At 44.5% G+C, this 13,697-nt stretch carries 6 protein-coding genes; all 6 read right to left on the bottom strand.

Going from position 1 to position 13,697, the window contains the following annotated elements:
* Window positions 1-19: 19 nt before the first annotated feature.
* The 6 genes from ABQ275_RS25320 to ABQ275_RS25295 all read right to left on the bottom strand — a co-directional run bounded on the left by ABQ275_RS25320 (window position 20) and on the right by ABQ275_RS25295 (window position 13,620).
* Window positions 20-1,741 carry a SusD/RagB family nutrient-binding outer membrane lipoprotein gene (locus ABQ275_RS25320; RefSeq protein ID WP_349315939.1) on the bottom strand — a complete coding sequence of 574 codons (1,722 nt, stop codon included), beginning with the start codon at window positions 1,739-1,741 and terminating at the stop codon, window positions 20-22.
* Between the two features lie 24 nt (window positions 1,742-1,765).
* On the bottom strand, window positions 1,766-4,930 hold the full coding sequence (locus ABQ275_RS25315) for a SusC/RagA family TonB-linked outer membrane protein (protein ID WP_349315938.1): 3,165 nt from the start codon (window positions 4,928-4,930) through the stop codon (window positions 1,766-1,768).
* Window positions 4,931-5,283: 353 nt separating this feature from the next.
* Window positions 5,284-6,711, bottom strand: coding sequence for a RagB/SusD family nutrient uptake outer membrane protein (locus ABQ275_RS25310; protein ID WP_349315937.1), 1,428 nt, complete (start codon window positions 6,709-6,711; stop codon window positions 5,284-5,286).
* Between the two features lie 37 nt (window positions 6,712-6,748).
* The gene (locus ABQ275_RS25305; RefSeq protein WP_349315936.1) at window positions 6,749-9,838 is read right to left on the bottom strand and encodes a TonB-dependent receptor; all 3,090 of its coding nucleotides are present in this window, start codon (window positions 9,836-9,838) and stop codon (window positions 6,749-6,751) included.
* Window positions 9,839-10,304: 466 nt separating this feature from the next.
* The gene (locus ABQ275_RS25300; RefSeq protein ID WP_349315935.1) at window positions 10,305-11,009 is read right to left on the bottom strand and encodes an IS1595 family transposase; all 705 of its coding nucleotides are present in this window, start codon (window positions 11,007-11,009) and stop codon (window positions 10,305-10,307) included.
* A 199-nt stretch (window positions 11,010-11,208) separates the two neighbouring features.
* Entirely contained in the window at window positions 11,209-13,620 is a 2,412-nt protein-coding gene (locus ABQ275_RS25295; protein ID WP_349315934.1) for an efflux RND transporter permease subunit, read from the bottom strand.
* Between the last annotated feature and the right edge of the window lie 77 nt (window positions 13,621-13,697).

The raw sequence follows: 13,697 nt of genomic DNA, 5'->3' as shown, positions 1-13,697 counted from the left end.
AATTGCAATGATGCTGTTTTTATTTATCCCAAAATACCGGTGTAGTATCCGGCGCCTTCTGCGGTGGCGCATTCGGATTTACGTTCAGTTCATTGGTAGGCCATGGTAATGACAAAGGATATTTTCTTCCCAGCACTACCTTAACAGCAGCCTGGCTACCGGATATACTGGGATCACCATTGATAGGTGGTTGGAAAAATCCACCAGGCGCCTGTGATGCATCATTCGGATTAAATATAACGGGATAGCCTGTACGACGATAGTCTGTATACTGATCACCACTGAATCCGAAACTCTGTATCCATTTTTCTGTCATAATTACTTCCAGCTTTGCAGCAGTGGTTGGACGGCTGTCATAATACGCCAATATCTTGTTGATATAAGCATCACTCTTCGCACCAACAATAGCCGGTACTGATTGCGCCCCTTTAGCACGGCTTACCACAAAATCTACCTGTGCAAATGATTCGTTCAATGCTTCTTCCAGGGTGGCCTTTGCATCACCGGCAACTATACCGGCATTCATTAACTCAGCTTTGGTATAGAGCACATCTGCGTAGGTAAGCAATCGTAAAGGCGCTGCCCCTGTTCCACTGGCAGCATTTACAACCTGGGGTTTACCATCATCATAACGGCCACCTACCGGATATATGCCAAATACCGTCATACTATTATCCTGCGATTTATCCCTGTTGGGACCTACAGAACCAAACAGAATAGATATAAATCCATTATTGCGGTAATCGGTTCCGTTCTGTGCCGCTGCTGTTGGGTCGTTCTGATTAAAGAAATAATATGGAATACGCGGATCTTCGATACCGGTAAACAATTTCTTATTCAATCCCTTTAATATTTCATAAAACCAGGGACTCTGGTAATGCGATTTCTGTGTTGCATAATATTCGCTGTAGCCGGGGTTTCTGTCGTCAGGTGATGCACTGGATCCGTATAGCAGCATAAAGCTTTCGTCCGCACTGCTAATCAGATTACCATCTGTAATCAATGCATTTACTTTGGCAGAAACATCTGTAGTAAGCCTGATCTGATTATATAATTTGAGTTTAATGGAATTGGCCAGCTTTATCCACAGATCAGGATCCCCTCCATAAAATAAATCATCTGCACCTGGCTTCAGGCTATTGCCGCTTGTAGCAGAGAGATCTGCAATAGCACTATCCAACTGAATAAATAACTGCGGATAAATATCCTGCCCTTTATCAAACTTCGGATAACGTATACCAGCGGTAGCAAACTTGTTTGCTTCTGAATAAGGAATATCTGCAAATGCATCCACAAACTGGCTGTAACCATATGCCTTCAATATCCTGGCTATTCCGGCGTAGATGTGGTTTTCCTGCGACTGCGCCTGAGCCAGTAACACTTCCAGGTTTTCCAGCGTACCAATATAATCTGCGCTGGAAGCAACGGATTGGGCACTGTAAAAATCAGACCATGAATTATTGATATCAAACTGGCTGCCGGTGGCACCGTACTGATCCTGCGATTCACGCACGGTAACCTGGTGTACGTATACAGATAATACTTCCGTTAATCCTCTTGCACCACGGGCATCATTGGTAAAACCCATTGCATAGGATAACCCTTGTTCCGATGCAGGCAACAACTGACTGAGTGAAGCCTTCGTAGGATTGTTAGGATCCGTATTTATATCCAGGAAATTTTTAGTACAGCTGACCAGCAATGCCCCCGTGACTAAAAAAATATAGCTTAATCTTTTCATCGCTTCAATTGTTTTTCGTGAATACTAGAAGGTCACTTTCAGGTTTACACCGTAACGACGGGTAGTAGGTGCGCCAGACAACTCAATACCTTGTGTATTGGTAGAACCAAAGCTGCCCACTTCAGGATTGAAGTTGCTATACTTCGGTAAATTAGGTGCGACATACCAGAGATTACGACCTGATAAGGTAATGGTCAGGCCTCCGATCGGTGTTTTATTAAACATTGATTTTGGGAAATCATAACCAAGCGTTACTTCCCGTAAAGTATATACGGTAGCATCATACACATTCCATTCTGTTGCCGAGTTGATGGCAAATGTTTCCCCAAAATATGTTTCGAATAAACTGATCTGTGTCTGATTCGGAATCCGCTGACCTTTCGGATCCAGCAGAGCGGTACCCGGAGAATTTACATCTCCATAGTAACCGGGAATTACAAACACACCTTCACGATCTTTTGTATCCTTGGTTACACCACGTCCCAGCAGAGAGCTAGTGGTAACGGAATAAATATCACCGCCGCGTGTAAGGTCAAATAAAGCATTCAGGAAAATTCCTTTATAACTCAATGTAGTACCCAACCCTGTTTTGAAATCCGGATTCGGATCACCCACCTGTCGCTGATCCAGCTCCCTGATAAGGAATCCGGTGGAAGGATCAATTAACAGGGCACCGTCTTTATCACGCGCATCTGCAGTACCACGCAGGTAACCATAAGGCTTGCCTGCTTCCAGGTATGGACTCATTTCATCCAGTACACCATTCAGCAACAAACGGGTTACACCTTCCTTCAGCTCTTTCACCTCACTTCTGTTTTTGGTAAACACCCAATGCAAACTCCACGTGAAATCTTTCGTCTGAACCGGTATTACATTCAGATCTACTTCTATACCCTTATTGGTAAGTTTACCATAGTTATCGATCACCTGTCCGTATCCTGAAGAAGGAGGCAGGGTAAGTGGTGCAATCTGGTTTGTAGACAAACGGGAATACCAGGCAACATCCAGGGCTATTCTCCGGTCAAAAAACTCCAGGCTGGTACCTACTTCAAAATCCTGTGTAAACTCTGGTTTCAATGCAGCATTACCACCTGTGGGTAACTGCATCACACCGGGTTGACCAAGAAAAGCTGTATTTACGTTGAAGGTGTTCGCCAATTGGTAAGGGTCCGCATCTCTACCTACTTTAGCCCAGCTGGCCCTCAATCTACCAAAAGTAAGTACGCTGCTGTTCATCTTCAGCGCCTCGGTAAAAATAAAGGAAGTAGCTACACTGGGATAAAAGTAACTACGGTTAGTTGTTGGTAGTGTGGAAGACCAGTCATTACGACCTGTCACGATCAGGTACAACCACTTTTTATAATCCAGGTCTATTTCCGCAAACGCACCCCATAAGCGCCGCTGTTCGTATACATCCTCTGTAGGCAATACACTCTTGGTATTGCTCAGGCTATAGGTGCCCGGTACGATAATATTTTTTCCAGAGATGATCTGTGATCTCATCGTACGTTGATTGACGTTATAACCAAGCAACCCTTTGAAACCAAAATCTTCGTTCCATAATTTTGGTGTAAAGGTGGCGATGAGGTTAGACTCAATTTCCGCAAGCCGGTAATTCTGTTCAATAATCTGTCCTACCGTTTCCGCACCTCTTGAACCAATATCTGTTACTTCTTTTCTGAAGAAGGAATTTGAGTTGGTTCCTATCTGATAACTTGCATTAAACCAAGGCAGGATATCATAATTGAATTTCAAGCCTGCTACATAACGGTCCGTTGCAGTAGTAACCGTATTATGTTTAAAAGCCCAGAGCGGGTTATCATACTGCGAGTTATTCGTGGAAACCGGTTTACCACTGGCATCTTCAAAAGGCAAGCCTGCTATATTCCAGGTCCTTCCCAGGAACAGGTTACGCGCAAAGGAAGAAGCGGCACCCGATACCTGGTTTTCCCCGAAAATACTACCCGCCTGATTACTGGTACTGTAGCTGAAGTTTGCGTTTACAGTAAGGCCGTTAGCCAACCTGGTAACACCGCCCACAGACATATTCCCCCTATTGAAACTGGAATGCGGCACATAACCATCCTGACTCAGATAAGATGCTGTTGCGCTCAATGCTGACTTTTCATTGCCACCATTTACGCCAACTGAATTTTCAGAGATAAACCCTGTTCTGAAAAGATCTTTTACGTTGTTTGGGTATGGTTGATATTTTATGTTGCCGGATGACGGAAACAATTCAGGAAAAGCAGCCAGATAATCTGGCCATGCAGGCACGGAATCCAGGGTGCCGAATCTGGGGCCCCAGGAACCATTGGCATTCGCGTAAGTAAATGAACTTCCTGTGCCATAGTCATTCTGATACTTAGGAAGGTTTGCCACATTTTCAAACGAGTAAGAAGTAGAGTAGCTTACTTCCAGTTTCCGTTTGCCAATAGAAGCACTTCCCGATTTTGTAGTAATGATCACTGCACCATTGGACGCTCTTGATCCATATAAAGCCGCAGCTGCTGCACCCTTCAGCACAGTCATAGCAGCAATATCATTAGGATCCAGTGAAGAAAGTCCGCTGGAATAGGCACCACCACCAGACGTTTGGCTGGAAGTAGTTATCTGATCATTATTGTAAGGAATCCCATCTACTACAATCAATGGTTCGTTGTTTCCAAAGAAAGAAGTGTTACCGCGTATATTAATACGGGTAGCAGCGCCGGGTGTACCCTGTGAAGTTCTGATGTCTACACCGGCTACTTTGCCTTGTAAACCTTTCAGCATATCCGGCTCTGATTTTTGAAGGATCTGATCAGGCTTGACAGACGTGACCGAATACCCCAGTGTAGCTTCATTGCGTTTTAAGCCCACGGCGGTTACCACCACTTCTCCCAGCTGTTTTTTATCAGCCTCCATGGATACATCAATAATATTATTACCCCCCACGATTACCTCCTTATTGAGATAACCTACGAAAGAAAAAATGAGTGTAGATCCCGCATCGATGTTGGTCACTTTATAAGTACCATCTCCGGATGTAAAAACACCCTTTGTTGTACCCTTGATTACCACTGTAACTCCTGGTAAAGCAGAGCCATCTTTTGCATCACTAACTTTTCCGCTGATCGTTCGTGTCTGGGCTACCGCGCTGAGGACGCTGCTGCACACGAACAGCAATAGTAGTAGCTCTTTTTTCATAAGCAATTTGGTTTAGATTGATTGACTAAAAAGAGTAGTTAACACTATTAAATTACGATAAAAAGAAGATATAATATCGATATTGGGTAAAATAATATCAGATAATTACATAAATTTTGCTATATGAGGGGATAAAAATATTTGTTAAATAACAGCTAAATAACAAGCAAACATTAGGAAATGTTGAATAAATTGATATAGACCCAATACATTTATTTTATGCAAATACAAAGAAAAGTGCATAAAAGAATTTTTTTACAAATGGGGAAACATACCGGCGCCGCACACAAAAAGGATTAACACAAAAAAAGGGCGCCGTAAAAACGACGCCCTTCCTGTGTATTATTATAGCATTAGTTCTTCTGATAACCCGGATTCTGCTCGATGTTTGCATTCGCATCGATTTCTATCTGGGGAATCGGATAAGCAATACGGTAGTTATCTGTTGTAATATCCGGTGTCTGCGGAAGGATAGCATCTGCATCTTTAATGCTGCGTTTATCATTCTTTCTGAAAATATCCGTCATACCATGACCTTCACCTACCAGCTCCAGTCTTCTCTCTTTCTTAATCTCCGCTTTAACATTCGCCTCATCTGTAAATTCAGCAAGTCCACGTTTTGCACGCAATGTATTAACATCAATTACTGCCAGTGATAAATTACCCTGCTCCGCATAAGCCTCTGCACGATTCAACAGCACTTCACTTATTCTCAGCACTTTCACATTCGCCATACCGGTCAGGCCCTGTCCGTTACCAATCCACTTAATCAGGTAGTTACTCCCTGCGTAGTTTTGAGTGATAGCCTTACGGGTATCACCGGCTTCCAGCAGATTCATAAAACCATCCGTCAGCCTGATATCTCCGTAACCACCGGTAGCACTTCCATCGGCAGGCAGGTAGATATTTCCGAAGTTGTTGGAACCCCGGTTTTCAGGCGCCAGAAACCGCAGCGCAAAAATATCTTCGGAGGTAGCGTTATCTGAAGTAAAATTAGCCAGGTAGTTACTGCCATCCCATAAAGGATACTTACCACCCAACAGGGAAGTAGCTTCTTTGATTACGTTTGCCCAGTCTTCTTTATAAAGATAAGCACGTGTCAGTAATGCAGTAGCTGCATCCTTTGATCCCCTGAACACGCCGGCAGTACCGGGTTTGGTGTCCGGCGCTGTTTGCTGTGCTGCTTTCAGATCACTGATAATGGCATCATAAGTAGCATTGAGTGTAGCACGTGCCGGTTTGTAATTACCCGGATCATCTATAGCTGCCATCACCAACACCACGCCTGTATTAGGCTTATCGGCATCCGCTTTGTTCAGGGAGTAGGGCCTGGTATATCTTCTCGTCAGATCAAAATGTGCGAGGGCACGCATAAAATATGCTTCTCCTTTAGCACCGGCAGTATTCTCTGTAGTAGGCAACTTATCAATGATCACGCTTGCCTGGTTGGCTACACGGTATGCATTCTGCCATGTTTTGGTCTGAGGACTCAGCAACGGAGAATACATGTATTGAAACTCATAGATAAACCTGTTGGAATTGGATGGCGTGATCTTCATATCATTCCCACCCACATCTGTTACCACCATGAAATCACGACCGTAGTATTCCAGTTCCTGCGCACGCTCATACATACCATTTGCGAGGATCCGCACATTTCCTTCTGTAATTGCACTATTATCATCCAGCGAATCCGCAGGCTTCAGATCCAGCTTGGAATTACAAGCTGAAATGAAAGTGGCCGCAGATAAAGCCAGTATAGAAAGTTTTGAATATTTCATAATTAAACTACAATTTTTGTTAAATAAACTTCTTCGTTTACAGACCTACAGTTACACCAAAAGTGAACACACGGGAAGTAGGATAACGATAAAAATCGAGACCCGCATTCACACTGGTAGGAGAAGTAGTGCTGGTAGGAGGCAGCGGATTGGTATTGATATCCGGATCCCATCCTTTGTAGCCAGTCAGCGTGAACAGGTTTTCAGCCTGTGCAAATACACGCAGCGACTGCATCTTCATACTACCTAACACACTTTTTGGCAAAGTATAACCCAGCGTCAGGTTCCTGATTCTTGCATAGGAAATATCTTCCAGGTAACGGCTGGAAGTAACGTTTGATCCGCTACCGCCAAACACAACTTTTGGTCTGTCAGCAATATCACCTTTCTGCTCCCAGTGATCCAATGCATCCTTAGCCTGGTTGCGGGTAACAGCGCCATCGCTTTCCAGGTTCATGCGGTTGTAGTTATATGCTTTGTTGCCTGCGCTGAAAGTGATCAGCATAGACAGGTCAAATTCCTTATAATTTATCTTGTTGGTAAATCCACCGGTGATCTTTGGCAATGCCTGACCCACATATTTTCTGGGCGCCAGGTTGATATCTTCCGTTGGCGCGCCCGTAGCATCTTCCCACTGTGCTGCACCATTTTCAGGATTCACACCATACCATACCGGCATATACCAGGAACCAAATGGTCTGCCCACTTCAATCCGTTGTCTGCTGCCAGCAGGGATCGTTTGCTGCTCACCAAGTGACAGTACTTTATTCCGCAGGGTGGCAAAGTTCAGGTCTGTTGTCCACGTAAAGTTTTTAGTGGCTACCGGTACAGCACCCAGGGTAATTTCGAAGCCCTGGTTCAACATCTGACCCACGTTCATATTCATGGTTTCATAACCGGTGGTCATAGACAATGGCATCTCCATCAGCAAGGCAGAGGAACGCTTGTCGTAGAAACCTACGCTACCGTATACACGTTTTTTAAACACGCTGAAATCCAGTCCTACATCAAACAGGTTCTGTTTTTCCCAGCTCAGCATAGGATTACCCGGCTGATTGGCAAATGCAGCTGTTTCTCCCTGGTAAGCGCCTGCAAGGCTGTATAATGCCTGGAAAGGATAGTTACCCAGTCCTTCCGCATTACCCATAATACCATAGCTGGCACGCAGTTTCAGGTCATTCAGCCAGTAAAGGGATTTGGTAAATTCTTCTTCGGTAATACGCCACGCAGCGCCTACAGAATAGAAGTTACCATAACGGTTGTCTTTAGGGAAACGGGATGATCCATCTCTTCTGAAACTACCGCTCAGGAAATATTTTGATTTATAGTCGTAATCAGCTTTTGCCAGGATACCCTGGAAGGCGTAAGCAGATTCATTACCACCGCCGTCAAACAGGTTAGCGCCTACGTCAGGCACCTGTAACTGACCACCGGGGAAACCATTTTTGGCGCCCAGTGACCATATGTGGCTCTGGTAAGAATATTCATTACCCGCCAGTAAGCGGAAGCTGTGATCTGCACCAACATTGAAGTTATACGTCAGCAATTGCTGCGTAGTATACAATGCTACATTACTGTTTACATTATACAGGTAACCACCGTAGTTACGGCCGTCGTAGCTATCAGGAGATGACCATTGTTTTTCACGGATACCGGTCAGCTCAGCATTTCCTTTTACTACAAACCGCAATCCGTCGGTGATGTTATAACCTAACGCCGCATTGAAAATGGTTTGTGTGTTATTGCTCTTGCTATAATTCTGCGCAACTGTGTTCAGGAAGTTACCACCCTGTAAAGTCGGGCGCCATGCCTGTGGAATATCCTGAAAACCAGCCCAGGTATCAGAACCAGGCTGACCAGGCTTGTAACCATTGTAAGGCGTACCATTTTCATCACGTGCAGGAATCCAGGGAACCTGTGTGATGGCACCTGACAATGGTGAAGAGTAGTTACTACCACCAGCTGCACTAAGCTGATCAGTATATGATCCGCTCATTTTTACACTCAGATCAAACTTATCGTTGAACTTGTGATCTACGTTCAAACGGCCGGCATAACGACTGAAATCACTTCCAATCAGGATACCTTCCTGTTTAAAATAATCACCGGATGCATAGAACGTGGTTTTTTCGTTACCGCCGCTGGCATTAATGCCAAACGCCTGGGTTTTACCAGTGCGGAACGCTTCATCCATCCAGTTGGTATTAATATCAGCCAGGAGATCCGGGCGATATTGCAGGATCTGTGCATCAGAATATTTTCTTTCTCCGGTAGTTTTATCAACCGCATTCTTCAAGCCTTCGCGCTGGTAAGCCAGCAACTCGGAAGCATTCATCATATCGATGCCTTTAGCCAGTTGTTGAAAACCATACTTACCATTGAAGTTGATCCTGTTCTGACCTTTTTTACCGGTTTTGGTGGTAATTACCACCACACCGTTGGACCCACGGGAACCATACAATGCAGTAGCAGAGGCATCTTTCAGAATAGTGATATTCTCGATGTCAGCAGGGTTGAGGTTAGATATGATGTCCTGCGATTGGGTGTTCTGTGTTAAATCACCGGAAGACATAATCACACCGTCCAATACATACAGCGGGCTGTTGCTCGCCGAAATGGAACCGATACCACGTACGCGCACTTCGGTTTTTGCACCAGGCTGACCGGAGTTGGTAGCTACGGAGATACCAGGCGCATTACCCTGCAACATCTGGTTTACGTCCGGCAGTGCAATGCTGTTTACTTTGCCACCATTGATAGTAGAAGCAGCAATGGTGGAATTTACTTTCCGTTCGATGGTGTAACCTGTTACCACTACTTCATCCAGGTTTTTGGAATCAACCTTCAGTTTAATATGAAGATTGGTGCCGGTACCTACTGGTACCTCCTGGCTTTCATAGCCGATAAAAGACACGATAAATACATCGTTGCTGGAAGCCTCCAGGCTGAATTGGCCATCGGGTTGGGTGGTAGCTCCTTTGCCAGTACCCTTAATCTGAATTGTTACCCCAGGTATAGGAGAACCGTCGGTTCCGTCGGTAACTTTCCCCGTTACAGTGCGACTTTGCGCGAAAGCTTGTCCCGTCAGGCATAGCACGGACAAGAGGAGAAATAATACTTTCCTCATAAGCATGATTTTGTTTCCTAATGTTTAACCTTCAAAAAAAATAATAATCATTATCAAGGCGATAGCCTTAATTCAATTGGTTCCCGTTAAATCTGTTGATTAAATTGTTTAGTGGAGACTTTTAATGTTGGTGTATATATAACATAAATTAAAAATCAACGACCTCCCTTGCGATTCCATTAAAGAATTGACAAGAGAAGTAGTGAACTTCTTTCTCACAAGCAGTTTCCTTAGCAAATTTTCAAACAGGCTGTAAATATAGCCATTATTAACAAAAAATTAAACTTGGGAAGTTGGTGATAACACTTAGATAACATTTTTTTAACTTCTCATTAACAAATTATAATAATAAATAACTTGTAATTCCTTGTGGTTAAACAAGCGGCAAGAATGCCGCCTGCGCTCATCAACCAAAATCTAAATCGAGATTAATGTTGCCCCACTTAAAGTGGGGCAATAATTTTTATCAGGCAAGGGTAAGCGGATATGTTTTCAACAACTCCAGCAATACCCCGTAGAGGTCTTCATTCCTGTTGTTAAACCTGTACTCGCACTCCTTCAGATGCAGGTATGCCGTATTCCGGTTCAGGCCCTTGAATTTGGCCAGCCTGTGCTTTGTCAGCGCCCAGAAAGCATCTACATCGTCCATAAGCGGACTTCCGTTTAACGTGTCGGTAATGGAACTACCCAACCGGTACAACCGGTACTGTCCCAGATCTACCACACCGTTAAACCCACGCAAACGCTCCGTGGCTCCCAGGGTTTCCAATACGGAACGCCCCCTGGTGGCAGCATGGATCATAGAACGGGTTACGTCAGGTAAAATCTCGGTGTACAACCGGTCCGGTAGTCTGCAAATCCCGAAAATAACAGGCTTTACAAGCCGTTCTACTTCCGGTTTTACAGCCACCAGCGTGTCGCTTCCGTGGTCTGGTTGGGAATTTTCCTGCCGGCTGTCATAGGCTATAACAGGCGCGGGCACAGGATGCAGCGTCTCGCAGCAGCGGGCTATCTGGTGTCTTAGCTTCTTCAGATAACTATTGATCGTTACCCTGCTTACACCGCTGATATTCGCTATCTGCGTCGCAGTGAGATCATCGGCAAACAGCCGCAGGATCTCCTTAAATTTGCGCTCGGATAAATGAGCGCCCTTTAAGTACTTGTTTTTCATGAACTAGTGGTGTTAAAATGGCATTATAAACCTCATACTTTTTTATGGGTATACCCACCCCTTTTATACAAACGGTGATAAGGGTATTTGAATGCTGTCCACTAGATTATTTCAGGGTGTTTTTTTGTCTCTTTTAGCTAAAAAAAAGGGTGCGTTTAGCACCCTTTAAAAAAAATATAAATTACAAGCTATCCGCTCCCTATTCTTTATCGTCTACTCCCAGCTCGGACATCGCTATATCTTCCTCCTCATCCAGCGTTTTCCACAGTTCCTTCTTCCGCGCCTTTTTCAGCAACGCCTTTTCCATCCATAACAACAATGCCGGCAGAATGGTAAGATTGGTGATCATAGCCACCACAAGCGTCAGAGAGGTAAGCCAGCCCAACGCCTTTGTACCGCCAAACTCGGAAAAACTGAAGATCATAAACCCGGCAAACAGGATCATAGAGGTATAAATAATACTTAACCCCGTTTCATGGATCGTTTGCTTAACCGTGGCGGAGATATCCAGGTCATGCTGCGGCAATTCCTGCTTGAAATTCACCAGGAAACGGATCGTAACGTCAATGGCTATACCCAATGCCACACTGAATACCAGTACAGTAGACGGCTTCAGCGCAATACCTACCCATCCCATCACACCCGCGGTTACTACCAGCGGAATAACATTCGGGATCAGCGATATAATCAGCATCCGCCACGACCGGAACAGGTACAACATACAGAACATGATCAGCACAAAAGCCAGCAGGATACTCTCTGCAAGCCCATTGATAATAAACCGCGTTCCCTCCTGGAATATAATACTGGTACCGGTAAAGGTCACTTTATAATGAGCCGTGTCAAAAATAGCGGTCACCTTGGGCTCCAGCGAATCCATCAGTACCGGCAGCTTTTGTGATCCCACATCTTTCATGTTTACACTCACACGGGCTATCTGCCGCGTACTATCCATAAAAGACGATACTAGCTTCGAAAACGTAGAAGTGGCGCCGGTAGCATTATTACTGCCTTTCATGCGCAGATAAGGCGCCAGAAAGCCCAGATCAAACTGATTAGGCACCGCATAATTGGAGCTATCACCATTATAATAAGCCTGCTTCGCAAACTTGATCCCTTCTACTACAGACAAGGGTCTGGCAAAATCCGGTTGCGCCGAAATCAATGCCGTCAGCTCATCCAGCTTGTTCAGGGTTTGCAGATTAATCACCCCGTTCTTTCGCTTCGTATCTACTGCAATCTCCAGGGGCATCACCCCTTTGAAATTATTCTCAAAAAATTTCAGATCCGTAAAAAGCTTATCTGTTTTAGGAATATCGTCCAGCATAAAGCCTACCGACTTCAAACGCCCCATACCAACAATAGACAGGATCACCAGTACGGCACTTACCACATAGATTCCCTTGCGGTGCTTAAATACCAGCGTAGTGATAAAGTCCAGCATTCCACGGAAAAAACCACTTTCCAGGTAGTTGGTATGCCGCTTATGAGGCGGTGGTAAATAACTGAGTACGGAAGGCAGGAAGATGAAGGAGATCAGGAAGATGAACATAATATTCAACCCTGCTACTACGCCAAACTCTTTCAGGATGGCACTATTGGTAAAACAGAATACCCCAAACCCGATGGCTGCCGTGAGATTGGTAAACAATGTTACGATCCCCATCCGCTGGATCATGCGTATGAGTGCCCGCGTTTTGTTGGCATGTTTTGCATACTCTGTGTGATACTTACTCAGGAAGTACACACAATTCGGAATACCGATGACCACAATCAGTGAAGGAATCAAACCCGTTAGCAGCGTGATCTTATAGCCCATCAGCACAATGGTGGCGACTGACCATATTACACCAATAGCTACCACTATCATTGACATGAGTACCGCTCCGAAAGAACGGAAGAACAGAAACAGTATTAATCCGGTTAACAGGAAAGATATTTTGAGAAATAATTTCAGTTCGTCGGCCACCTTAACGGCCATGACTGTACGAATTAATGGCAAGCCACTCATTCGCACCTCCGTATGATGCTTTTCTTCAAATGCTTTTGCGAGCTTCGAAATCTCCGCTACTACAGCGGTGCGCTGGGAGGAATTAAATACATCCTTATTCACATAAATGCCCATCAGGTAAGCATGTGTATCCGGATTGTAGAGGAGCCCTTTGTAAAACAACAGCGTTCTGAAAACATTGGCCAGGCTATCTATTTCCGCCTGATCCGAAACGCCGCCTTTAAATAGCAAACCCGCCTCCAGCTTATGTGTGCTATCATTTTTTATAAGATTAATGGCCATCGGCACACTCAGGATATTCTCTACTGCAGTCACTTTTTTCAGGTCCTGATTCAACTTTACATAGTCGTTGAAAAAATCTGCCTGAAAAAAACTATCTGTCTGAACACCCAGTACGAGCATGTTTCCATCACCACCAAACTTCTCTTTAAACCGCTGGTATTCAAGAAACTTAGGATTATCATGTGGTATGGTAGCCACGTAGTCGTAGGACATCTGTACCTTACTGGCAAAGTATGCCATCACTCCAGTGCCGGCGAGTAATAGTAGAAGAAGCGATAATCTATATTTTAGCACAAAGCCTGCTAAACGTTGCCACATAAGGATTTTTCAATTTGGTAAATGGCGTAAAGGTAATTAAAAAAGCCATCCTTATCCCCCATTTGGTTAAATTGCAG

Origin of the sequence: Chitinophaga sp. MM2321, from assembly GCF_964033635.1 — a bacterium.
Taxonomy (GTDB): domain Bacteria; phylum Bacteroidota; class Bacteroidia; order Chitinophagales; family Chitinophagaceae; genus Chitinophaga.
Note: the sequence above shows the minus strand (reverse complement) of the source record. Positions and strands in the feature narration are given on the sequence as shown.